Source organism: Marinomonas sp. A3A, assembly GCF_018336955.1.
Classification (GTDB): domain Bacteria; phylum Pseudomonadota; class Gammaproteobacteria; order Pseudomonadales; family Marinomonadaceae; genus Marinomonas; species Marinomonas lutimaris.
Window position 1 is genome coordinate 1,641,115 of the sequence record NZ_CP025532.1, and the last position, 24,337, is coordinate 1,665,451.

A 24,337-nucleotide genomic window follows, 5' to 3' on the forward strand; every position below is an offset into this window, starting at 1 on the left:
ACGTTTCATCACTCTTCTGTCAGTCTATTTTCTGGTTCAAATTAGCAAATATACTGGAAATACACATTCTGTTTGATCCGTGGTTTACGATTTGCTTTCTTCGTGTTGGTTTCCGTTTTACTATCGTGTCATTGGGCGAGAAGCAAAGTCTAGAGTCCACATAATATCTGTGTCGATCACTGGTATTGTTTGTAATCATTTAACTTTATAGGAAACAATAATGGCGGCTTTTGGTAGCGTGTTTATGCCTAAAATGGCATTGGCAACATTCGAAAATAATCAATGGAGTGACGCAAGCATTGTCGCATCGGACAGCATTCAATTGCATCCTGGTGCTCACGTGTTGCATTACTCAAGTACCTGTTTTGAAGGTTTGAAGGCGTTTCGTCATGCTGATGGCAGTGTACATGTGTTTCGTATGGACCAAAATATTAAGCGTTTAGCACAAAGTAGCCGTCTATTGTCTTTGCCAATTTTGGATGAAGCTCAAGTTTCTAAAATGATTATTGATGCGGTTGCTGAGTTTGCGACTGATGTGCCAGAGCCACCAGGATCTATGTACATTCGCCCAACTCACATTGGTACGGAAGCGGCGGTTGGTAAAGCGGCGGCGCCAACAGCAACGTCTATGTTGTATGTTTTGTTGTCTCCTGTAGGTGATTATTTTACTGGTGGTGCTAAAGCGCTTCGCCTTCTATTGGATGAAACGGGCATGCGTTGTGCGCCACACATGGGGATGATCAAAAGCGGTGGTAACTACGCCAGTGCTTTGGGTCCTATGATGAAGGCGAAAGCGGAAGTGCAAGCAGACCAAATTTTGTTCTGTCCAAATGGCGATGTACAAGAAACCGGCGCGGCTAACTTCTTGTTGATCGATGGCAATGAGATCATCACGAAAGGTTTGGATTCATCTTTCCTTCACGGTGTGACTCGTTCTTCTATCTTAACGCTTGCGAAAGATCTAGGTATGACGGTAAGTGAGCGTGATTTGACGGTTGCTGAGTTACTAGAGCGTGCCGCTAAGCCTGAAGTGGAAGCCGTGTTGTCTGGTACAGCGGCGGTATTAACGTCTGTTGGTACTTTTATCCATAACGATAAAGAGTACAAAGTAGGTACTGGTGAGCCAGGTCCTATCGCCCTAAAACTTCGTCAAGCATTGAATGATATTCAGTGGGGCAAGGCAGAAGACAAGCATAACTGGCTAACAAAGGTTTGCTAAGTTAGATCTGTTTAGGTTGTAAAAAAATGGGCTGACATGTTGAATGTCAGCCCATTTTTTATGCTGATTGAGTGCTTTAGAAATTGAGTCTTAGTGACGTAAACATGGCGTTTAGGTCGTTGCCATTGGTTTCTGCTGTGTCATAGTTTGCAGCCACAGAAAAGTTTGGCGTGACATAGTATCTAAGAGCAGCGGCAAAGCTGGTATCGGTTTGTGAGTAAACATCGTCGTGTTTAATTTTACCTTCTAACTCGACACGGTTTGTTAGAGTGGTTCGTACTCCCGCAGAGATTCTAAAACCTGTTTCGTCGTTGTTACCATAGTCCGCCTTTATGTATTGCAGCATACCGAACACATTGGACTGGCCGCCAACTGGCGCATAGACACCAGCACCGATAGCCAACACATCGAGTTCGCCGTATTCTGTGGTTTCAAGGGCAATAAAAGGGCCTGCCGATGTTTGAAAGGCGCCAGACAGTGATGAATAGTCATCGGATGATGAAGATGAATCTGGGTCGATTTTGCCAAATCCATAATCGATATAATCGAATGGACCTGCTTGAGCACCTGCTGATAAAGCACATGCTGTGGCTGTTAAGCCGGATAGTATTATGTTTTTCATGTTCATATCCTTTGTTTTGATTTATGGGAAATCTGTCACATAAGGCGCTGGAACGTTTCTTTCCCCTTTATATTCTGCGGCGGATGTAGATATTAGTTTAGTGAACCGAGGCATTATTTTTGTCAATCTGACGCATTTTACGGTAACTTTACGGTATTGGCTTTTGTATACAGGTGAAGGGCGTTATTTATGAAAGAGGTTTTGAGAAAGCTCTGCTCTCCAGTGTTGGGGATGTTTGAGTCTGGTGAGGGAGATTTTGATTATAAATCATCCCATCGAACCATATTGATTGTATTAGGATTGCTCTGTTTAGTGATTGCATCCGTTTCTTTGACTATGACTCTGATGACAGGAGAGGCTGCCGGTATCATCCCTATAATGGTATTTTTACTAATGGGCTTGGTGTGTGAAATTGTCGGCTTTTTAGGTAGTGATCGTGCAGTGGCAAGAATTTGGAAGCGCAGTTAATTAGATCGTTTTAAAATGTACTCATTTATATTGAGACCTTTGTACGACGACTGTGCTGAATACGAAAAAAGCGATCCTAGACTAGGATCGCTTTTTTGTTATCCGCTATTTGTAGTGATCGTGGCTTATTTGCGATCTTTGCCGTGATGGCGAGGCATGTCGTCACAATCTTCCATGCGTTCTTTTTGTAGTTCGATGAATTTGGTTTTTTGCTCAGGAGTTAAGATACTAAGCATTTTGTGTTGTTTGCTTAGCATGTCTACTTGACGCTTAACCTGTTTATCGGACATTTCTTGTGCTAGTTCAGTGGCTTTGGTTGGATCAAATTTGTCTGCAGTAAGTAGGGCATTTACTTTATCAAAATGTGCCATGCGAGCTTTTTCGCCTTGCTCTTTTTTGTCATTGAAGCGCTCTTTCATTTCTTCTTTGTTAGCTTGGCGAAGCGTTTTGAATTGTTCTTTTTGGGTGTCAGTTAGATTCAGTTCTTTCATCATGCCGCGGTCTAGACCTGGACGACATTCGTCCTGTGGACCTTTGTGGTCTTTGCCGCCAAATGCAAAGGCGCTAGTGCTCAATACTAGTGGTAAAACAACAGAGGCTAGGATAAGTTTTTTTGCCATTTTCATATTTTATTCCTTATATACTTTAGGGGATCAGATTGTTGATAATTACAGCGTTCTGAACGCATGGGAGTAGAATAGAGGTTGTAAGGTAAAGTGGCGTATCAGCTGGGTAAAGTATCGTAAAGGCTGCATCACGCACTGTATTTCGACGTAAAATGCTATCTGAGAGTTGCGCTTTACCTGGTGATCGCTGCAAGGTCTCTAGCTAGTTATTTATCTAAACCGTTTTTAGGAATTGTTGATGCCACATATTTTAATAATCGATGATGATGTTGAATTGAGTGATTTGCTCAAAGAAGTTTTGTCTTTTGAAAATTGCGCTGTATCTGTTGCTTATGATGGCTTGTCTGGTGTGGAAGCGGTGGATGATAGTGTGGATTTGATATTGCTTGATGTGATGATGCCTAAACTGAATGGCTTTGAAACCTTGAAGCAGCTACGTGAAAAATGGGATGTGCCGGTTCTGATGTTAACGGCGAAAGGTGATGAGATTGATCGTGTTGTGGGTCTTGAACTTGGTGCGGATGACTACTTGCCTAAGCCTTTTAGCGAACGAGAGTTGTTGGCAAGGATTCGTGCGATTTTACGTAGAACTCAGGTCAGTAAAGGTCAGCCACAAAATGATTTTGTGACGTACCGAGACATCAAGCTTTATCCAGGTCGCTTAGAAGCGTATTGCAATGGTGATTTATTAGATTTGACCAGTACTGAGTTTGCGCTTTTGCATTATTTTTTGCTCCACCCTGGCACCGTTTTAACCAAAGAAGACTTAAGTTTGGATGTGTTAGGTAAACGTTTAGCTGCGTTTGACCGAGCAATCGATATGCATGTTTCGAATTTACGTAAAAAATTGCCTGATTGGCCAAATGGCAAGCCTCGAATTAAAACCTTGCGTGGGCGAGGCTATTTATTGGTGGAGGGCGATTGATGCGCTTGCCAAAGATCACCAGCTTGTACGGGCGTATCTTCGCTATTTTTTGGTTCACTATGTTCTTGGTGATTTTGGCTGTATTGGCTTTGCCTAGTTTTGACCCTCGTAAGCCTCGAGATATTCCACCTCCTCATTATGATCGGATGTTGGAAATAAGAGATCGAATCGAGCAAATGTTCTCTTCTTCGAAAGATTTGGTACCAGTTTTAAATAATTTAGAAGGCTGGTCACACCGCGGACCAGATGATCATAAACTGCGGCTTTTTATTACAGACCTTGATGGCAATGTAATCACGACGGATCGTCGTCCAGATTTTAGTTATAAGGCGTTGCGTAACTTTGTGACAAGCATTGATAATCCTCTTAGCCCCCAGCAAAAATTATATGGTAAGACGATGATTTCTGGGCCTTTTCCTGTTCGGTTGGCAAGAAAAGATTACTTTCTCTACATTGGCGCTCGCTGGAGTGAGCCGCCGCACTTCTTAATACAATTATTTGATCATCCATTTCGCTTGTTGTTGGCAGTGATGTTAGTCAGTACGCCATTACTGCTTTGGTTGGCATGGGCATTGAGTCAACCTGCTCGTCGTCTAGAGCTGGCTGCCCAGCGTGTAGCAAAAGGGGTGTTTGAAATTGACCCAGAGCTTGAAAAAGGCACGTCGGAGTTTCGCCAAGCAGGGGCTAGTTTTAATCAGATGGTCGAAGCGGTTAACTTAATGATTTCGCGTCAGCAACGCTTGTTGTCGGATATCTCTCATGAGTTACGCTCACCTTTGACGCGACTAAGAATGGCGCAAGCTTTGGCGAAACGAAAGTTAGGCGACAGTGCAGATTTGACACGTATTGATACCGAAGCTCAGCGGCTTGAGCAGATGATCGCTAAGTTGCTTGAACTGTCGAGTGTTCAAGTGGACAGTCATTTGAATCGCGAAGCTCAGCCGCTTGCGAGTTTGTGTGATGCTCTGTTGGCTGATAGCCAGTTTGAGGCTGAGCAGGTTGGTAAGACTTTACTGTCTTCGGATGTTCCTAATCGAATGGTTAATTGTCATCCGCAGTTATTAATGAGCGCTTTGGAAAATATTGTTCGCAATGCTATTCACTATGGTAAAGAGCAGATAAAGGTTTCGCTGGACGTGAATGTAGATACTTTGAGTATTCGAGTGGAAGATGATGGTGAAGGTGTGCCTGACGATGAGTTTGATTCTATCTTTAGGCCTTTTTATCGTGTTTCGACCGCTCGAGATCGACACAGTGGTGGCGCAGGATTGGGCTTAGCCATTGCTGAAAACGCCATTCGTCAACATAATGGTACGATCAGAGCAGCTCGAAGTACATTAGGTGGATTGCTGGTGGAAGTCACTTTACCGCTATTAGCTGAGTCATAATATGTTTAAATCTTTGTTTATTAGTAGACAAAGCGATTAATTCAGCTCATATTAGAACCTCATCGTTCTTATTATGCAGTCGGTTAATCGCTTTCCCCAAAGATTTCCCTAAAAGTACAGAGTAACGCAGAGAGTGTTTTTCTCTCGCCACCTTGCCTTTTTATACTTTATTTGAATACGAAATTTGCTAGTAAGCGCTCGGTCTATTTGTTTAGACTCGTTTTAAAAAGAGAAAAGCCTTGTCGTTTTTCTCTAAAACCATAGGTAATACATGATTAATACAGCCAAAGAATTCGTACTACAGCGGATTTGCATTTTTGCAAGTCAGGCATTCGATCCTAATTCAGACTCGCAGGTGGTTGGATTATTAAAAAGTAAATTTAATATCCGTTTGCCGCAACGACGCTCTATCAATGAGTCTTTATCCTCTTCTGTTAGCGACCATGAAATTATTGCTTTGATTCTAAAATATCGCTCGATGACAGAGTCGTAAGTTTAAGCCATTAAGTCTTCTTTATTTTTTGACACATAAAAAAATAGCATTACCAGATAGCTTGTCCCAAGGTATGATTTTGTCGTGCTCATGTTCAAAAATATGAACGTCAAAATACGGCATTAATAGCGCTTGTAACTCCTTAAAGCTTAATGCAACCATAGGGTGTTCGTCTGTCCAAAGTTGAGTTTGTAGTGCAGTTGTTTTTTCAATGCTCAGCTTTAGTGTTTGTTTTTCTCCCTCTCCACAGTAATACCAAGAAGAACCAAACGAGAACTCGCTATTGTCGTGAATGACGCTGTGTTTCGCAGAAAGCGTATTATTAATGTGGTTTTTGTCTACCGAGTTAAAACAAAAAACACCACCAGCACTGAGCGATTTGTGTACGCTTTGAATGCAACTTGTTAGGTTTTTAGTGTCGCCGCTGTAATGAATTGAGTATAAAAAACAGGTAATTAAGTCATAAGACTCGGCTGCATCAAATGCACACATATTGCCTAGTTCGAATTGCGCATCAGGGCATCGTAGTTTGGCAAGATCTAGCATCGGCTGATTAATATCTAAACCGCTAGATTGATAACCTGTTTGACTAAGATAGCTAATATGTGGTCCAGTGCCACAAGCTAAATCTAAATGTTGTTTCCCGCCATTGCCGAAAATTTGATGAAGTCGATGTACGTTGTTGCTCTGCGCTTGATAATTAATATCGGCACACATTAAATCGTAATAGCCGGATAGGTCCGTATAAAGCGCGTTTTCAGACATGTTTTCTTCACTTGGCGAGTTGGTAATATGGTAGGTAAAATTTGATGGCGAATAATATAGTAGATACTTTCGTACGACTACAAAAACGTTCAGGTAATCACCAAGATCGTAATACTTGGGGAAGTTAGGATAAAAAAACGGGAACAAAGGGTTATTACTTTGTTCCCGTTTTTTATTGATATTTCGTTATCTTAATTAGACGAATATAAAGAATTTAGCGATAAACAGGGCTGCTAAAAGATATACTGCAACGCCTACTTGCTTGCCTTGACCTGATAGTAGTTTGATAACTGCGTAGCTGATGAAAGACAACGCGATGCCATCTGCGATTGAGTAGGTAAGTGGCATGGTAAAAGCAGCAATCAGAACTGGTGCTGCTTCAGTAATATCATCCCAATCTACGTGCGCTAGGCTGCTTGTCATCAATACAGCAACGTACATTAGTGCGCCAGCTGTTGCGTAAGCAGGAATAGAGCCAGCTAATGGTGCAAAGAACAGGCTTAGTATAAACAGTAGCGCAACCACTACGGCGGTTAAGCCAGTACGTCCTCCAGCGGCAACGCCAGAAGCGCTTTCGATATAGCTTGTTGTAGAAGAAGTACCTAGTGCAGCACCAACTACTGTTGCGCCGGAGTCCGCTAGTAGTGCTTTTTTAAGGCGAGGTAGTTTGCCTTCTTTATCCAGTAAGCCACCACGTTGGCCAACGCCAATTAGCGTGCCCGAAGTATCAAACAAATCGACAAAGAAAAACGCGAAAATCACGCTTAACATACTTATTTGGAAAGCACCTTCTATGTCCATAGCAAGGAATGTTGGAGCAACGGATGGTGGCATTGATACAACACCGCTGAATTCATTTTGACCAAATAAAATAGACAATACTGTCACAAAAAGTATGCCGATCATTACTGCGCCAGTGATATTTAAATACGACAGCGCACAGATAACAAAAAATCCAAGCAAACCATAAATTGCAGTTGGTGAAGACAGATCGCCTAAGGACACCATGGTCGCAGGGTTTTTAACTATGATGCCTGAATTTTGTAGGGCAATCATAGCTAAGAAAAGACCAATACCTGCCGCGATCCCCAGCTTTAATGAAGACGGAATAGCATTAATAACCCATTCACGAATTTTAAAAATACTAATGAAGATGAAAAGAATACCGGATAAGAAAACCGCGCCAAGTGCTTGTTCCCATGTGTAGCCCATGCCTAAGACTACACCGTAGGTAAAGAAAGCGTTCAATCCCATGCCTGGTGCAAGAGCAATGGGGTAATTTGCGTACAAGCCCATAATCAAGCAACCAATGGCAGCAGCAAGACAAGTTGCGACAAATACAGCGCCTTGATCCATTCCCGCTTGGGCAAGAATCGAAGGGTTAACGAAAATGATGTAAGCCATCGTCAAGAAGGTAGTAATACCTCCAACAACTTCATTACGAACCGTGGTGTTGTGCGCTTTAAGTTGGAAATAACGTTCGAGCATGAGGGGGACCTTTTGCTAGTAGACGGCAGCGAATATTAACGGTGAGGCTATTTGTTTAAATTGACCCACAGTACAATACGCCGAGATAAGTTTAGTAACTGATCATTTGGTCAGTAAATAATTTCGGCGGCAAGTATAAAAAATTCGAGGTGATTTGGGGAGAAAAATTGTCAGAAATAATTGATGGATTGTAGTTAAGCGGTAAAAACGCACGTTTTCGTGAGTTTTTACCATTAGTTGCGTGTTTTTTGACTCTTACAATACAGTTAATTTGTCACTTATAGTCGAGTGACTTCATAGCCACCAGCTTTGAGCTTTGCAAGGATGCTGTCTGGCCCTGCAAGATGCATAGCGCCAACCATGATGAATTCGACATCACTGTCTTTTAACATATCTTCAATTTGAGGCATCCAAAGGTCGTTTCGTTCCACTAAAAGTGAGTGATACACCTCTGGGTAATCTTGTTTAAAATCTTTCAATTCTATGTCAGCCATGGCTTCCATATCGCCTTTACGCCAGCTTTCTCTTAGGTCATTCATGGTTTTTGGCATGTCTTTAATGTCTGACAATGTATAGTTAATAACATCATTGCTGTCTTGGCTATTAAGGTTACTGAGCATTTCGACTTGAGCTTCAGGTTCCTCAAGCCAGCCTTTGGTTTTTTGATCTTGTTGGGCTTTTTGCGCATAAAACTGATCCACCCCTTCGCTGGTAAAGCCTAAATGTTTCAGTTCAATCATGCTTAGGGAAATCGCTAGCGCGCTGGGTTTAAGATGTTGTATGGCGGTAAATGGGATTTGTCGAGCATTCAAATAGATTTTGAGTGATTGGCAGGTTTCCGGTGAGATCACTTGATCTATGGTCGTGCCATCAGAATAAGACAGCTCAGCTTGCATTTGTTGTTTGAACGTAGGGCTACCGATGGTTTCCATGTTGGTTTCAAAAATGATTTTGTCGGCCGCTTGATAAGCTTTCTCATAGGCTTTTGGTAAAGGGTAATCTTGTGGTGTAAGCAAATGAATAGTGCCACCAATGTAGAGCGTATTTGTTCCTGACGTGACTTTCCAGACAGAGGCTGCTTGGGTTTGAAATGTGGCGGCCGCAAGTAGGGTAAGGCCAAATTTTTTAAGAAGATTCATGGGTTTCCCTGAATGATTTGTGAATCAATAAGTCATTATTATAGTTTTTAGTTTACCTACATTGAGGGGAAGCGGAAGAGGGCTATCAAAGTTGTACTCCTTTTTTCTCATTATTTGCTACAGTTGATCAGTTAATAACGAGATAAGGAATGGCTATAAAAATACACAAAAGTGTTATTATCGTCGTTCTTTAAAATGCTTGTGTAGTGAATTTTTGATGGAAAATGAATGTGTCTCTATAGGGTTAACGAATCCTAAAAGTACATCTAATGTTGGTTCTGTGATGAGAGCGGCTGGATGCTATCAAGTGGATCAAGTTTTTTATTCTGGTAGCCGCTACGACCGCGCTGTCAAAATGGCGACAGATACTAAGAAAGTCAGCACGTCGATTCCTTTGATTAATATAGACAGTCTTGGTATCGATAACTTAATTGATGCTGTGGATACTGATACAAAAATAGTGTGTGTCGATTTGATTCAAGGAGCCACACCTTTACCAGCGTTTCATCATCCTGATAAGGCTTTATACATCTTTGGACCAGAAGACGGTACGATAGGGCAAAAAATTGTTGATAGGGCGGATTTTGTCGTCTTTGTTCCTACCGTTGGTTGTATGAATCTTGCGGCATCGGTGAATGTTTTGCTCTATGATCGCTTGGCAAAATCTACACGTGCAACAGCGGGAGATGAACTTATTCGTCAGAGCAAAGACGTAAACAATAACGTAAAAGTGCGAGTTTAGTGTAAACGTAAGGCTTCTTTGTTTTCTTATCTATTACTTTGCATATAGTTAACAGAATTTTGACTGTGATAATGCGGTATCAATGTAAAAATGTCTCTAAGCCTATATGGCGATTTAGAGGGGACGAGCGTTAGTGTTTTGTCTGCATGTCTTTTTTTTCGTTACATCCTCTGTTCGCCAACATGGAATTTGTTTGATGAGATAAAAGGAACGCATCTAAATGAAGCCCTTAAAACGAATCGTGCTCGCTATGTTTGCTTGTTCTGCACCTATCGTTTATGCCGAGCCTTTTGCTCCCTTAGAGCCGTTAAGTGCTGAGTTGGAGTTGGGCGTCATTGCAATTACTGGTAATACAGAAAGCACAGCCGTAAAAGCCAAAGCCACTATAAAGCAGGATTTTGTCGCTTGGAAAGCAAAATATCAGATAGATACTCTTTATAAAAGAGGCAAGAATACACCGGACGATGAAACCACAACCACAGCTCAAAAACTATTTATGTCAGCCCAAGGTGATTATAAATTAAGCAGTGAGGATAGCTCTGTGTTTATTTATGGGTCTTATACTGGCGATCGTTTTAGTGGTTATGAGTATCAGAATACGGTATCTGTTGGTTATTCTGGACGTATGTTTGGCGATGAGAATTCGTTTTTAGACTATAGTGTTGGTCCTGGTTATTCTTTTAGCGAAACGGATGATGGTGAGGTAGATGAAACGGCTATTGTGCATTTAGAATTGCAGTATGAGTATGCAATTAGTTCTAATGCCACGTTTCAGCAAGCATTAAGTACTGAAGCGGCATTACAAAGTGATAAAAACACGCGCTCTAAATCTGAAACAGCTATTAGTGTGCAGTTGAGGGATAACCTTAGTATGAAAGCCGCTTATAGTCTTACCCATAATAGCCAGGTGTTGGATGATAAAAAAAATATAGATGGTACAACAAGTATCATATTTGCTTATACATTTTGAGATATTCTCGTTATGCGTTATCAAGGGATAAAAGTCACGGTAGTGACAGGTTTTTTGGGGGCTGGGAAAACCACTCTGATTCGTCAGTTACTTGAACAATCTCCTTCTAATGAACGCTGGGCAGTGTTGGTTAATGAGTTTGGTGATATTGGTCTTGATAGTGCGTTTTATGCGGATTTAGGTGTGGCAATTAGTGAAGTGCTTGGCGGCTGTGTTTGTTGCACGACATCTGCCGCTTTTCAACAAGGACTGAACCAATTAATTCGTCAATATAATCCAGACCGTATTTTTATTGAGCCGTCTGGGCTTGGCCATCCGAAACAGATTATGCAAAAGTTACGCAGTGCATCTTATCAAGATGTGTTGTTATTGACTGGGGCATTTTGTGTATTAGATGCTCGCAATCTCAAAGACGAGCGTTATACCAAGCATGATATTTTTAATGACCAAATTGAGTCTGCTGACGGCATAGTATTTAGTCATGTTGATCGTTATCAGCAGCAAGATATCGACTTATTAGAAGCACGCTTTGGCAAGCTTACTTCAAAGTCATCAACATCAAAAGCATCAACTCCCGTTCTTTTCATGTCTGACCCTATGGTCTTGGATGCAGATTCGTTGGATATCGGCTTAATGGATTCATCAAGTGTTTCTACTATTTCTGATAGTGATTTGAGTCACTCTCCCTCCCACCATCACCACCATGAAGATGCGAATGATGTAAAAATACCGACTCAAGACGAACGCTGGAGCTACCATAAACAACAAGATGCTATGCAGGTTGTTGGCTGGCGTTGGCCTAATTCTGATGGTTTTGATCAAGATAAAGTGGCATCAATCATTCAAAATATGTCTAAGCTTAATGGTGTTTATCGTATCAAAGGTGTGTTTGTTATCAACTCAACCGAGGCGTTATTTGTGAATGTGGCACGAGGGGAAGTTGTGATCACAACATCATCATGGTACGAAGGTAGTCGATTGGAAATCATCGGTGGAATCGAGGGTGATTGGCTGGAATTTGCTCATAAGAGCTGTGCTGGATTACTTTAATTCAGATCGAGCTGGTTATATTTGCTAGCTTTGTGTTTGCTTATTTTTACTTAATTCTCTTTGTTTAACTGGCAAAATCTTATGCTTGGTCTATTTTGTCATTAACTTTGGCACCTTTTGTTATTGAGAGAAAGCCTCTGATAGAGGAACCTTTCTAGCATAAGAGGTTCCTATTGGAACTGATGGACAAAAACAATAAGAGGTCATAGGCCATGCCTGAATATAAAGCGCCACTGCGCGACATCAAATTCGTCACTGAAGAAGTTCTCGATTTTCACGGACACTACGCTAATTTGCCGGGTGCTGAAGAAGCAACGCCTGATATGGTGGCGGCGATTCTGGAAGAGGGTGCTAAGTTTGCTGAGCGTGTTCTTTCTCCTCTAAACCGTGTTGGTGATCAGCAAGGTTGTCAATTTAAAGACGGTGTAGTAACAACCCCAGACGGTTTTAAAGAAGCTTACCAGCAATATGTTGAAGGCGGCTGGCCTTCGTTGTCTCATCCTGAAGAAGTGGGTGGACAGGGCTTACCAGACTCTCTTGGTATGATGGTAACGGAAATGATCGCCACATCAAACTGGTCATGGGGTATGTACCCAGGCTTAAGCCACGGCGCGATGAATACCATCGAGCTACACGGCACAGATGAACAAAAACAAACCTATCTAACAAAACTTGTGTCTGGTGAATGGACAGGCACTATGTGTCTAACTGAACCTCACTGTGGTACTGACCTTGGTATGTTGAAAACCAAAGCAGAGCCTCAAGCTGATGGCAGCTATGCCATTACAGGTACTAAAATCTTCATCTCCGCTGGTGAACATGATATGGCGGATAACATTGTCCATATTGTATTGGCTCGTTTACCTGATGCACCAGCTGGTACTAAAGGTATTTCACTGTTTATTGTGCCGAAACATAATGTTGATGATGCTGGTGAAATGGCAGATCGCAATCACGTTTCTTGTGGTTCTATTGAACACAAAATGGGTATTCACGGAAACGCGACTTGCGTAATGAACTTTGATGGCGCGAAAGGTTTTCTTATTGGTGAACCAAACCGTGGTTTAAATTGTATGTTTACTTTTATGAACACCGCTCGTCTTGGTACAGCATTGCAAGGTTTGGCTCATGCTGAATGGGCATTACAAAACTCGGTTGCTTACGCGAAAGACCGTTTGCAAATGCGTGCTTTGTCTGGGCCTAAAGCACCAGAAAAAGCAGCGGATCCAATTATTGTTCACCCTGATGTTCGTCGCATGTTGCTAACGCAAAAAGCCTTTGCTGAAGGTGGTCGAGCCTTGATTCATTATTGTTCTAAACTGGTGGATATCACTAAGAAGGGCTCTAAAGAAGAGAAAGAAGAAGCTGATGAATTAATGTCATTATTGACTCCGATTGCTAAAGCGTTTCTAACTGAAACCGGTTTTGAATCTGCTAACCATGGCTTACAAGTGTTTGGTGGTCATGGCTTTATCGCTGAATGGGGCATGGAGCAAAACGTACGTGATTGTCGTATTGCTATGTTGTATGAAGGGACGACTGGCATACAGGCGTTGGACTTATTAGGTCGAAAAGTACTAATGACTCAAGGTGCAACATTACGTCGTTTCACAAAAATCATTCATAAATTCTGTAAAGAGCACAAAGGCGATAAGCGCTTAAAATCTTATATCACTGCACTGGATAAATTGAACGGCGAGTGGGGCGATGTAACGATGAAAATCGGCATGAAAGCCATGCGCAACAAAGATGAAGTAGGTGCTGCATCTGTGGATTATTTGATGTTCTCTGGTTATGTCGTCTTAGCGTATTTCTGGGCTCGCATGGCCGTAACAGCACAGACAAAACTAGATGAAGGCACAGATGAAGTTGGTTTTTATACAGCCAAACTACAAACGGCAACGTTTTATTATGAGCGTTTATTACCACGTACTCATGCCCATGTAGAAGCTATGTTGTCCGGTGCTGATAATTTATTAGCGATGGATGAAGATAATTTCTTATTTCTTAATGCGTAGTCAACATAACGAATAAGTGTCTTTGCATGTTGTTATTCTGTGCATAGTAAATAAAGTTTTAAAAGATTGAAGGGGTTGGTGATATGAGTGAAGCAAGAGGTGTTTTTGAATCCATGTTAAATCGTTTCGATGCTGACGAAGCTGATGATATGGAGGCTGTATTTCAATTTGACTTAGATGATGCTGACAGTTATTACTTAAGTATATCTGATGGGAAATGTGATATGGGAGAAGGTGAGCATGATGACCCGACCGTGACTCTTAGTATGGATTTAAATACCTTGAAAGATGTCATGAGTGGTGAGCTAGATGGTATGGCTGCTTTTATGCAGGGAAAAATCCGTGCCGATGGTGATATTATGCTGGCGACAAAATTGACGCAAATTTTCCCTCAATAGGGGATCTTTTAGCGATTTTATAGCTCTAAAGCTCAACTGCAATGTATGCAGTTGAGCTTTTGTACTGAGATTTTACACGATACTGTACTCGCCAATACTTTGTTAAGAACGACTTGGCTTAGTTGGTTTAATCGTGGAAGAGTCTCGCATTCTCCTAAATAAAAAAAACAAATGGAGCTTATTATGACAATGGACACTTCTGCTCATAGCAATGTAAGCACTGGAAAAGCGCCAGGCAGCTATTTACCAGAATCGCTTAATCCACATGGTTACCAATCCTTAACAGATGTTTTGGCATTGGCTGCGAAAAAATTTGCCGATAGACCTGCTTTTACGAGTGTTGGCAGAACATTGACGTATCGAGAACTAAATGAGAAATCTGATCAGTTTGCGGCCTATCTTCAGCACGAAACAGATTTATTGCCCGGTGATCGGATTGCGGTACAACTACCTAATGTTATTCAATATCCTGTCGTGCTATTTGGTGCTATGAAAGCCGGCTTGATTGTTGTCAATACCAATCCACTTTACACGCCAAAAGAGCTTCAACATCAATTTAACGATTCGGGTGCAAAAGCTTTGGTCGTGTTTGCGAACATGGCGCATAACGTCGAAAAAATATTGGCTAAAACGTCAATAAAACACGTCATTATTACTGAAATAGCTGATTTTCACTCTCCATTAAAACGCTTGCTAGTGAACTCCGTTGTTAAGTATGTGAAGAAAATGGTGCCTGCTTACCATATTACGGGAGCTTTGACGCTAAATGATGTGTTGGTCAAAGGTAAAGGTAAGCGGGTAACTAAAGTCGAAGGTAAGCCTGAACAAATTGTGGTGCTGCAATATACTGGCGGCACAACAGGTGTTGCGAAAGGGGCGATGCTGACGAATGCTAATTTGATTGCCAATATGTATCAGTTAAGCTCGAGATTGCATTCTATTATTGATGATCAGCATGAAGTCTATATTGCTCCGCTGCCGCTTTATCATATCTATGCTTTTCTAATTCATGGTCTGACGTTATTAGAGCGCGGCGCTCATACAGTATTAATTCCTAATCCTCGAGATTTACCTGGCTTTGTTAAAGAACTGAAGAAATGGCCATTTACAGGCTTCGTCGGATTGAACACTTTATTCGTGGGCTTGTGTAACAAAGCTGAATTCAAAGCACTCGATTTTTCTACGCTTAAACTAACCTGTTCTGGTGGTATGCCTCTAACTCACGCTGCTGCAGACGAGTGGGAGAGAGTTACTGGTTGTAAAATAGTCGAGGGTTATGGTTTAACCGAAACATCACCTGTTGTGTCTTTTAATCCAATTGGTAAAGAGCGTATTGGTACAATTGGTCTTCCTGTAGCGGAAACTGACATTAAGATCCAAGGACGTGATGGTGAAGCTTTGCCACAAGGTGAAGCGGGGATGCTTTGTGTGCGCGGCCCTCAGGTGATGAAGGGTTATTGGAATCGTGAAGAAGCGACCCGAGAAGTGATGACAGAAGATGGTTTTTTAATTACAGGTGATATTGCTATGCAGCACCCTGATGGTTATTTACAAATCGTCGATCGTGCGAAAGATATGATCATTGTATCTGGCTTCAATGTGTATCCAACGGAAGTGGAAGATTGCCTTTCTTCTCATCCATCAATTTTGGAATCAGCTGCTATTGGTGTGCCTGATGACAAAACGGGTGAGTCAGTAAAAGCCTTTGTCGTTTTAAGAGCGAACGTTGACACACTTGATGAAAAAGCCTTGCGCTTGTACTGCAAAGAAAATCTTGCGGCTTACAAGGTTCCTAAATTTGTTGAAATTCGAAAAGAACTGCCAAAGACCAATGTGGGGAAAGTCTTGCGTCGTGCGTTGCGCGAACAAGAGCAGGCATAAAGCTTGTTTTAAAAGCCTTTTGACGTATTGGGAGAGCGGTAATGGCACAGATTAAGCGTAATCTAATGCACCGACGTTGCATAGAATCCTATGGTTTTTTGCGTGAGGATGGCTTCTGGGATATAGAGGCTACCATGCAAGACCTTAAGGCTTATGATGTTAATCGTGAGTTTGATGGCAGCTTGGTGCCGGAAGGTAGTCCTTTTCATGATATTCGTGTTTGCTTAACACTAGACGACACCTTTTTAATTAAAGAAGTGTCGGTTTCTATGGATTCCTATCCTTTTCCTAGTTGTGGTGGTGCTGCGCCTAGTTTCTCGATTCTAAAAGGTACTCGAATTGAGTCAGGTTGGAATCGTTGGTTAAAGGAAACTTTTAGCGGCAAAGTAGGTTGTACTCATGTTTTGGAGCTTTTCCCAGTCATTGCTACGACTGCTTTTCAGACTATGTGGGGACCGTTAGGAAAAAAATATCCGAAACATGTCCCTGCTGCACTGACTAAGCTGATTAATAGTTGTCATGGTTGGTCTGAAGACGGCCCAATGGTTCGTAAGTTGGTTGATGAACAGGTACTTAAACTACTATCAGAGGAGAATCAGTAATGAGTGATTTTGTTACTGAAAGCATTGAGTCTGGTGTGCAGATTTTGTGCCTAAATAGAGTCGAAAAAAAGAACGCGATTACATTAGATATGTATCAAGCATTAACTAATTCCTTGCGTAGCGCGGAACTTAACCCTGATATAAAAGTGACGTTAATTCACGGAGCGGGGAATGATTTTTCGTCGGGCAATGATATTAATGAGTTTGTTCAGATAGCTCAAACACCAGAAAAAATGGAAGCTATTATGGCTTTCTTGCAAGTATTAAGTAGTTTTAAAAAGCCTCTTATTGCAGGTGTAGAAGGTCGAGCCGTTGGTGTTGGCGCAACTATGCTGCTTCATTGTGATTTGGTTCTTTCCTCACGTGCCGCTCGCTTACAATTTCCCTTTGTACAATTAGGATTGGTGCCCGAGGCCGCGTCGAGTCATCTATTACCTCAGTTAGTTGGTCATCAAAAAGCCTTTGAAATATTAGTGTTAGGCGACATTGTTAGCGCGGAACAAGCCTATGAACTTGGACTGATAAATCACTTATGTGAAGAGGGTGAGGCTTATAAAATGGCGTTGTTTTATGCTGAAAAAACAGCGGCATTGCCTGTTGAGGCTGTAGCATTAAGTAAAGATCTATTGAAATATCGAGGTCAGGATGATGTTCAAATGGCGTTAATGCGAGAGGGACGGATTTTCAAAGATCGTTTGCGCTCAACAGAAGCTCATCAAGCTTTTACAGCATTTTTGTCGCGTAATAAAAAATAGTGTTATTTGGCAAATAAAGCTACTTTAAAGCTCCACTGTTTCAGTGGGGCTTTTTTGTTTCTGACATGCATTGAGATCTCTACACTGAAACAGTAGATTATTGCGCTTACTGAACTCGTCAATTCTTTATTTAATCCATATTTTCACCATTTAATTTCATTGCAACGTACTAAACTGATTCTAATCAAAGCTTGAGGTGTGTTCTTTTCTTCATGAATAAAGCGTATCTTGATCAGGCTTGAATATTTTTGTCAGTTAACTGGCGCTTTTTTGTTATTGATGAAAACCATTCCCAAACTACTATAGAGGGTAAGTAAAGAGTTCTATTGATAGGGAATATTTGCATGCTATCAATCTGGTGAAAATCTGGACTGAATGTATGAAACAGAACTTAATAATAAATACGAGGGGCTTATGAAAATCTTAGTATCTGTAAAACGAGTCATAGACTACAACGTCAAAGTTCGAGTCAAAGCCGACCATACTGCGGTCGATCTTACCAATGTAAAAATGTCCATGAACCCTTTCTGTGAAATCGCAGTGGAAGAAGCTATTCGTCTAAAAGAAAAAGGTGTGGCATCTGAAGTTGTGGTGGTATCTGTTGGCTCAAAGTCTTGTCAGGAAACCTTGCGTACCGCAATGGCATTAGGTGCAGACCGCGCTATTCAAGTTGAAACAGAAGATGGTTTAGATTCTTTATCTGTCGCCAAACTTATCGCCAAAGTTGCTCAAGATGAAGCCGCTGATTTGGTGATTATGGGTAAGCAAGCGATTGATTCTGATAATAATCAGACGGGTCAAATGGTTGCTGCATTACTGGATTATCCTCAAGCGACGTTCGCGTCTGAGGTTGTTATTGAAAGCGGTGAAGCACAAACTTCCCATGAAATAAAAGTAACTCGTGAAATTGATGGTGGTTTGCAAACCTTGGCGATTACGCTACCAGCGGTTGTCACCACAGACCTTCGTCTAAACGAGCCGCGTTTCGCGTCTCTGCCTAATATTATGAAAGCGAAGAAAAAACCATTGGATGTAAAAACACCTGCCGATCTAGGTGTGGAAGTTGGATCTAATGTCAGCATCGTTTCTGTTACACCACCGCCGCAACGCGCTGGTGGCATTAAAGTTGGCTCTGTTGCTGAGTTAGTAGACAAACTTAAAAATGAAGCGAAGGTGGTGTCATGAGCGTTTTAATCATTGCAGAACACGATAACAAATCTCTAAAACCTGCGACCTTAAACACAGTGACCGCAGCAACACAAATTGATGCTGACGTTCATATATTGGTCGTCGGTTTTGAATGCCAAACTGTTGTAGAGCAAGCATCGCAAGTAGCTGGCGTCACCAAGGTTTTGGTTGCTGATAATGCTGTTTATGAACATCAGTTGGCAGAAAATGTTTCTAAATTGGTAGTTGAAGTTGCTAGTGACTACGGACACATTTTAGCGCCAGCAACGACGACGGGTAAAAATACCTTGCCGCGTGTAGCAGCGCTATTAAATGTGGCTCAGTTATCCGATGTGATCAAAGTTGAATCAGCAGATACGTTTGTTCGTCCAATTTACGCGGGCAATGCCATTGCGACGGTAAAAACAACGGATGCGGTAAAAGTGCTAACTATTCGTACAACGGGTTTTGATGCCGCTGCAAGCTCTGGCGGAAATGCCGAGCGCCAAGTGCTTTCTCAAGTTATTACTTCAGATCGTAGCCGTTTTGTGAAAGAGCAATTAGCCGAGTCTGACCGTCCTGAATTGACAGCAGCCAGTGTGATTATTTCTGGTGGTCGAGGCATGGGCAATGGCGAGAACTTCAAATTACTAGAAGGTGTTGCAGACAAACTAGGCGCTGCCATTGGTGCTTCCCGTGCCGCAGTGGATGCAGGTTTTGTACCAAATGATTTACAAGTGGGTCAAACAGGTAAAACCGTTGCGCCAGATCTTTACATCGCGGTTGGCATTTCCGGTGCCATCCAGCATTTGGCTGGTATGAAAGACTCTAAGGTAATTGTTGCAATTAACAAAGATGAAGACGCGCCAATCTTTCAAGTAGCCGATTATGGTTTAGTGGCTGATTTGTTTGATGCCGTGCCAGAGCTAGAAAAAAGCCTGTAATTTTTTATAGAAAGTCGCCTGTTTGAGCTTTTGACAAAGCTCAAACAGCTTTTAAATACCGGATAGCAGTGAAAGGTAGTTTTGCCGCTATCAAAATAAAAATAATTGGAGACCAGCATGATTTTCGAAGGACAAGCAGTCAAGGTTGCAGTCGATGATGCCGGCGTGGCAACCGTCACTCTGGATTTGGTCGGTGAATCGGTCAATAAATTCAATAGTCTTACCTTGAATGAATTGGCCGAAGCCGTTACAGCGCTAAAACACATTGACGACCTGCAAGGTGTTATCTTTGCCAGCGCAAAAGATGTTTTTGTCGTCGGTGCGGACATCACCGAATTTACCACTTGGTTCAAACTTGAAGATGACGATTTAGAGGATAAATTGCGTCATGCTCACAGTATCTTCAACGACATTTCAAATCTTTGCTGTCCAACTGTAGCAGCTATTAATGGTATCGCTCTTGGTGGTGGCATGGAACTGGCATTGGCTTGTGATTACCGTGTTATGGCAAGCACTGCGAAAATCGGTTTACCAGAAACTCAATTGGGTATTTACCCAGGATGGGGCGGTACTGTTCGTTTACCTCGTCTAATCGGTGCAGATAATGCCTGTGAGTGGATTTGTGGTGGTGCTCAGAAACGCAGTGAAGATGCTTTTAAAGACGGCGCTGTTGATGCGGTCGTTCCTGCTGAAAAAGTGAATGAATCCGCTCGTCATCTTATCCAACAAGTACTTGATGGTAAGTTGGATTATCATGCTCGTCGTGATGAATTACGTGCGCCTATGGTATTTTCTCCAATTGAAAAAATGATGGTTTTCGAATCGGTTCGCGGTGTGGTTGGAGCTAAAGCTGGCAAACATTACCCTGCGCCTATGGCTGCAATTAAAACCATTGAGAAAGGCATCAGCCAAGACATGGAAAAAGCCCTTGATACCGAAATCAAAGGTTTTATTAAACTTGCTAAAGGTCCTGTTGCTAAATCCTTGGTGAACTTATTCTTAAGTGACCAACAGATTAAGAAAACCGCAGGCAGATACGCTAAAAATGCGACGCCAGTTAAACAAGCAGCGGTATTGGGTGCAGGTATTATGGGTGGCGGTGTTGCTTATCAGTCTGCGTCAAAAGGCACGCCAATTATCATGAAAGATATTCGTCCTGAAGCCCTAGAGTTAGGTTTGAGTGAAGCGAATAAGCTATTCAACGGTCAAGTAGAGCGCGGGCGTTTAACAACCGAAAAAGCCTTTAAAGCCATGAACGCGATTATTCCTGCCCTGAGTTATGGCGAATTCGAACATGTTGATCTAGTAGTCGAAGCGGTAGTTGAAAACGTTAAGATCAAAAAATCTGTTCTAGCCGAGGTCGAAACTAAAATAGCCGACGACGCCGTTCTGACGTCTAACACGTCAACGATTTCTATTACTGAATTGGCAAAAGATCTAAAACGCCCAGAAAATTTCTGTGGTATGCACTTCTTTAACCCAGTGCATCGTATGCCGTTGGTAGAGGTTATCCGCGGTGAAAAAACTAGCGATGCAGCAATCGCCAAAACGGTTGCTTATGCTCAAGCCATGGGTAAAACACCTGTTGTGGTAAATGACTGCCCAGGATTCCTTGTGAACCGCGTGTTGTTCCCTTACTTCGCTGGTTTCTCCTTGATGATGCAAGAGGGTGCGGATTTCCAAGTGGTAGATAAAACCATGGAGAAATTTGGTTGGCCAATGGGGCCAGCTTATTTACTTGACGTGGTTGGTATCGACACGGCTTATCATGCGGATCAGGTCATGGCAGAAGGCTTCCCAGATCGTATGAAGCATGAAGGCACAAACGCAGTAGATTGTTTATTCGAGTTGGAGCGCTTTGGTCAGAAAAACGGTAAAGGTTTTTATACCTACGAGCCAGATCGTAAAGGTAAACCAAAGAAAATATTTAATGAAGAAATCGATGTTTTGCTTTCTTCCATAGTTGTATCCAAATCTGAATTGAGCGAAGACGACATAGTGGCACGCATGATGATTCCACTTTGTATTGAAACAGTACGTTGCCTTGAAGAAAATATCGTGGCATCGGCGGCAGAAGCGGACATGGGGTTGATTTACGGTATTGGTTTCCCTCCATATCTTGGCGGTGCTCTGCACTACTTAGACCAAATGGGACTGCAGGCCTTTTGTGACCTTGCAGACAAATACAGCCACTTAGGTAAGTTGTACGAGCCAACCGCAAAAATGCGTGAAATGGCGAAGAACAACGACACTTTTTACGGCGCATAATTTCCCATAGGCTAGAGGAGAATCCCCATGAAACTGAATCCAAATGATGTCGTTATTATCGACGCTGTTCGCTCACCAATGGGTAAAACAAAAAATGGCGTATTTCGTAATGTGCGAGCAGAAAACTTATCTGCAGCGCTGGTAAAAGCATTGTTCAAACGTAATCCAAATGTCGATCAGAAAGACGTAGAAGACTTAATCTGGGGTTGTGTTAACCAAACCTTAGAGCAAGGTTTTAACATGGCGCGAGCTGTGTCTTTGTTGGCTGGTTTGCCGATCACTTGTGCGGCGCAAACCGTGAACCGTCTTTGTGGTTCGTCTATGTCCGCGATTCATACGGCAGCTCAAGCTATCATGACAGGACAAGGTGATGTGTTTGTCGTCGGTGGTGTTGAACATATGGGCCACGTTGGCATGATGCACGGGGTGGATGTAAACCCTGCGCTCTCAAAACATATGGCGAAAGCCTCCATGATGATGGGCGTTACTGCAGAAATGCTAGGCAAAATGCATGGCATTAGTCGTGAAGCACAAGATGCCTTTGCAGTACGTTCACATCGTCTAGCTCATGAAGCGACGTTGCAAGGTCGTTTCAATAACGAAATTGTTTCCATCGAAGGCCACGATGCGGATGGCAACAAGATCCTAGTGGAAGTGGATGAAGTGATTCGTCCAGAAACCTCTATGGAATCGTTAGCTAAGTTAGCCCCAGTGTTTATGCCGAAGGTCGGTACAGTGACCGCAGGTACATCTTCTGCTTTGTCTGACGGCGCATCCGCTATGTTGATGATGTCTGCGAAAAAAGCCGAAGAATTAGGTTTAACGCCTATTGCTAAAGTACGCAGCATGGCCGTTGCCGGCTGTGATCCAGCGATTATGGGTTACGGTCCAGTGCCTGCTACGAAGAAAGCCCTAAAACGTGCTGGTTTGACTATCGCCGATATTGATATTGTCGAACTAAACGAAGCCTTCGCAGCTCAGTCTATTCCAGTACTAAAAGATCTTGGTTTGCTGGATTTTGTTGACGATAAAGTGAACTTGAATGGTGGTGCGATTGCCCTTGGTCATCCACTTGGCTGTTCTGGTACGCGTATTTCAACAACCTTGTTAAATGTGATGCGTGAAAAAGACGCGACCGTCGGCCTAGCAACCATGTGTATTGGTATGGGGCAGGGTATAGCGACGGTATTCGAGCGCGTTTAAGTAATATTGAATTAAGTACATGAAGTTGTGTGCCTCCTTGCTCTAGAACAGCAAATTGTAATCTCTGTCTTTAGCCCCGCCATGTGCGGGGCTTTTTTTGCTCTGGTGTTTTGTACTATCTTGGTCGATGATAAGCAACATTAACCAAGCGATATCAGATGAGTAAACGAGGATTGTTTCGTGAAAATAGCAATATTAGATGACTATCAAAATAGTGTTAAAGACCTTGCATGCTTCAATGTTTTACAAGGCCATGATGTACATGTATTTAATGAGAGTTTTACAAATACTGAAGATTTAGTCACCAATCTAAAGGATTTTGATGCGCTTGTTTTGATACGTGAACGTACCGTTATTTCGGAAGAATTACTCGATAATTTGCCTAATTTAAAACTGATTAGCCAGACAGGAAAAATCAGTAATCATATTGATGCCAAGCTTTGCCATAAATACGGTGTTGCCGTGGCAGAAGGCGTTGGCTCTCCGGTTGCGCCATCTGAATTATGCTGGGGTTTGATTATGTCGGCGAGTCGACATATTCCCGAGTATGTAGCGCAATTTTCACAAGGTCAATGGCAACAGTCTGGGGCTCTAGGGTTAGGTCGAGTATTAAACGGATCTGTTTTGGGAATTTGGGGATACGGCAAAATCGGTCAACGTATCGCGCAATATGCCAAAGCCTTTGGTATGAAGGTGATGGTTTGGGGAAGCGAAAGTTCCAGATCATTGGCACAAGAACATGGATTTTCAGCAGCACAATCGAAAGCGGAGTTCTTTCAAACTGCCGATATTATCACTTTGCATTTGCGACTCAATGACGCCACCAAAGCTATTGTGACGCAAGCGGATTTGGCTTTGATGAAGTCTGATTCTTTGTTGGTAAATACTAGTCGTGCCGAGTTGCTCGAAAGTGGTGCCTTGTATAGTGAGATGTCTTCAAATCCAAGTAAACGAGCGGCTGTTGATGTATTCGAAACGGAACCTGCGAATACTAATAATGAGCCTTTACTATCTTTGCCAAATGTATTGTGTACGCCGCATATTGGTTATGTAGAAAAGTCTAGCTACGAGCTTTACTTCAAAATTGCTTTTGAAAATGTTGTGGCTTTCGCCAATGGTAAAGCGGAAAATTTGGTGGCAATTTCATAAATCTAAGTCTAATTAATGGTATTATCTCATTTGTTATTGGCCTGTTTATTTGGGTTC

General features: G+C 42.2%; 23 protein-coding genes. 18 read left to right on the plus strand and 5 right to left on the minus strand.

All coding sequences use genetic code 11. The annotated features are described in order from the left end of the window. The first annotated feature begins 220 nt into the window (after nt 1-220). Nucleotides 221-1,219: a branched-chain amino acid aminotransferase gene (locus CYL31_RS07650; RefSeq protein WP_212918332.1), complete on the plus strand. Its 999-nt coding sequence runs from the start codon at nt 221-223 to the stop codon at nt 1,217-1,219. 76 nt (nt 1,220-1,295) lie between these two features. Here CYL31_RS07650 and CYL31_RS07655 read toward each other — a convergent pair whose 3' ends face one another. Next, the gene (locus tag CYL31_RS07655; protein ID WP_212918333.1) at nt 1,296-1,841 is read right to left on the minus strand and encodes a hypothetical protein; all 546 of its coding nucleotides are present in this window, start codon (nt 1,839-1,841) and stop codon (nt 1,296-1,298) included. 189 nt (nt 1,842-2,030) lie between these two features. On the opposite strand from CYL31_RS07655, the gene CYL31_RS07660 reads away from it, so the two are divergent. Continuing rightward, the gene (locus tag CYL31_RS07660) at nt 2,031-2,309 is read left to right on the plus strand and encodes a hypothetical protein (RefSeq protein WP_212918334.1); all 279 of its coding nucleotides are present in this window, start codon (nt 2,031-2,033) and stop codon (nt 2,307-2,309) included. A gap of 125 nt (nt 2,310-2,434) precedes the next feature. Here CYL31_RS07660 and CYL31_RS07665 read toward each other — a convergent pair whose 3' ends face one another. Further along, a complete protein-coding gene (locus CYL31_RS07665) occupies nt 2,435-2,935 on the minus strand; it encodes a CpxP family protein (protein WP_212918335.1) in 501 nt (166 codons plus the stop codon). 238 nt (nt 2,936-3,173) lie between these two features. On the opposite strand from CYL31_RS07665, the gene CYL31_RS07670 reads away from it, so the two are divergent. The 3 genes from CYL31_RS07670 to CYL31_RS07680 all read left to right on the plus strand — a co-directional run bounded on the left by CYL31_RS07670 (nt 3,174) and on the right by CYL31_RS07680 (nt 5,741). Then, the gene (locus tag CYL31_RS07670) at nt 3,174-3,860 is read left to right on the plus strand and encodes a response regulator (RefSeq protein ID WP_212918336.1); all 687 of its coding nucleotides are present in this window, start codon (nt 3,174-3,176) and stop codon (nt 3,858-3,860) included. Continuing rightward, the gene (gene cpxA, locus CYL31_RS07675) at nt 3,860-5,248 is read left to right on the plus strand and encodes an envelope stress sensor histidine kinase CpxA (RefSeq protein ID WP_212918337.1); all 1,389 of its coding nucleotides are present in this window, start codon (nt 3,860-3,862) and stop codon (nt 5,246-5,248) included. Before CYL31_RS07670 ends, cpxA begins: the two co-directional genes overlap by 1 nt. A 271-nt stretch (nt 5,249-5,519) precedes the next feature. Then, nucleotides 5,520-5,741, plus strand: coding sequence for a hypothetical protein (locus CYL31_RS07680; RefSeq protein ID WP_212918338.1), 222 nt, complete (start codon nt 5,520-5,522; stop codon nt 5,739-5,741). Nucleotides 5,742-5,762: 21 nt separating this feature from the next. Here the strand turns inward: CYL31_RS07680 and CYL31_RS07685 are convergent, their stop codons facing one another. The 3 genes from CYL31_RS07685 to CYL31_RS07695 form a co-directional block, all read right to left on the minus strand. After that, entirely contained in the window at nt 5,763-6,506 is a 744-nt protein-coding gene (locus tag CYL31_RS07685) for a class I SAM-dependent DNA methyltransferase (RefSeq protein WP_212918339.1), read from the minus strand. A 195-nt stretch (nt 6,507-6,701) separates the two neighbouring features. Beyond that, complete coding sequence (locus CYL31_RS07690) at nt 6,702-7,994, minus strand: NCS2 family permease (protein ID WP_212918340.1); 1,293 nt, start codon at nt 7,992-7,994, stop codon at nt 6,702-6,704. A 278-nt stretch (nt 7,995-8,272) separates the two neighbouring features. After that, nucleotides 8,273-9,133: a TraB/GumN family protein gene (locus tag CYL31_RS07695; RefSeq protein WP_212918341.1), complete on the minus strand. Its 861-nt coding sequence runs from the start codon at nt 9,131-9,133 to the stop codon at nt 8,273-8,275. A 217-nt stretch (nt 9,134-9,350) separates the two neighbouring features. Here CYL31_RS07695 and CYL31_RS07700 point away from each other — a divergent pair, with 217 nt between their 5' ends. The 13 genes from CYL31_RS07700 (at nt 9,351) to CYL31_RS07760 (ending at nt 24,280) form a co-directional block, all read left to right on the plus strand. Further along, nucleotides 9,351-9,875: an RNA methyltransferase gene (locus tag CYL31_RS07700; protein WP_212918342.1), complete on the plus strand. Its 525-nt coding sequence runs from the start codon at nt 9,351-9,353 to the stop codon at nt 9,873-9,875. A 220-nt stretch (nt 9,876-10,095) separates the two neighbouring features. Then, complete coding sequence (locus tag CYL31_RS07705; RefSeq protein WP_212918343.1) at nt 10,096-10,845, plus strand: DUF481 domain-containing protein; 750 nt, start codon at nt 10,096-10,098, stop codon at nt 10,843-10,845. Between the two features lie 12 nt (nt 10,846-10,857). After that, nucleotides 10,858-11,895 (plus strand): CobW family GTP-binding protein, encoded by a 1,038-nt coding sequence (locus tag CYL31_RS07710; RefSeq protein ID WP_212918344.1) that lies wholly within the window; start codon nt 10,858-10,860, stop codon nt 11,893-11,895. 212 nt (nt 11,896-12,107) lie between these two features. Then, nucleotides 12,108-13,913 (plus strand): acyl-CoA dehydrogenase C-terminal domain-containing protein, encoded by a 1,806-nt coding sequence (locus CYL31_RS07715; RefSeq protein WP_212918345.1) that lies wholly within the window; start codon nt 12,108-12,110, stop codon nt 13,911-13,913. Between the two features lie 83 nt (nt 13,914-13,996). Beyond that, the gene (locus CYL31_RS07720) at nt 13,997-14,311 is read left to right on the plus strand and encodes an SCP2 sterol-binding domain-containing protein (RefSeq protein WP_212918346.1); all 315 of its coding nucleotides are present in this window, start codon (nt 13,997-13,999) and stop codon (nt 14,309-14,311) included. A 183-nt stretch (nt 14,312-14,494) separates the two neighbouring features. Beyond that, entirely contained in the window at nt 14,495-16,192 is a 1,698-nt protein-coding gene (locus CYL31_RS07725; protein ID WP_283248217.1) for an AMP-binding protein, read from the plus strand. Nucleotides 16,193-16,233: 41 nt separating this feature from the next. Continuing rightward, the gene (locus CYL31_RS07730) at nt 16,234-16,794 is read left to right on the plus strand and encodes a DUF2889 domain-containing protein (RefSeq protein WP_212918347.1); all 561 of its coding nucleotides are present in this window, start codon (nt 16,234-16,236) and stop codon (nt 16,792-16,794) included. Further along, nucleotides 16,794-17,549, plus strand: a complete 756-nt coding sequence (locus CYL31_RS07735; RefSeq protein WP_212918348.1) for an enoyl-CoA hydratase-related protein — start codon at nt 16,794-16,796, stop codon at nt 17,547-17,549. The genes CYL31_RS07730 and CYL31_RS07735 overlap by 1 nt, the downstream gene beginning before the upstream one ends. 414 nt (nt 17,550-17,963) lie before the next feature. Then, nucleotides 17,964-18,734 carry an electron transfer flavoprotein subunit beta/FixA family protein gene (locus CYL31_RS07740; protein ID WP_212918349.1) on the plus strand — a complete coding sequence of 257 codons (771 nt, stop codon included), beginning with the start codon at nt 17,964-17,966 and terminating at the stop codon, nt 18,732-18,734. Next, the gene (locus tag CYL31_RS07745) at nt 18,731-19,660 is read left to right on the plus strand and encodes an electron transfer flavoprotein subunit alpha/FixB family protein (RefSeq protein ID WP_212918350.1); all 930 of its coding nucleotides are present in this window, start codon (nt 18,731-18,733) and stop codon (nt 19,658-19,660) included. Before CYL31_RS07740 ends, CYL31_RS07745 begins: the two co-directional genes overlap by 4 nt. 117 nt (nt 19,661-19,777) lie before the next feature. Further along, complete coding sequence (fadB, locus tag CYL31_RS07750; RefSeq protein WP_212918351.1) at nt 19,778-21,928, plus strand: fatty acid oxidation complex subunit alpha FadB; 2,151 nt, start codon at nt 19,778-19,780, stop codon at nt 21,926-21,928. Nucleotides 21,929-21,955: 27 nt separating this feature from the next. Beyond that, nucleotides 21,956-23,131: an acetyl-CoA C-acyltransferase FadA gene (gene fadA / locus CYL31_RS07755; protein ID WP_212918352.1), complete on the plus strand. Its 1,176-nt coding sequence runs from the start codon at nt 21,956-21,958 to the stop codon at nt 23,129-23,131. A gap of 180 nt (nt 23,132-23,311) precedes the next feature. After that, the gene (locus CYL31_RS07760; RefSeq protein ID WP_212918353.1) at nt 23,312-24,280 is read left to right on the plus strand and encodes a D-2-hydroxyacid dehydrogenase family protein; all 969 of its coding nucleotides are present in this window, start codon (nt 23,312-23,314) and stop codon (nt 24,278-24,280) included. The last annotated feature ends 57 nt before the right edge of the window (nt 24,281-24,337 follow it).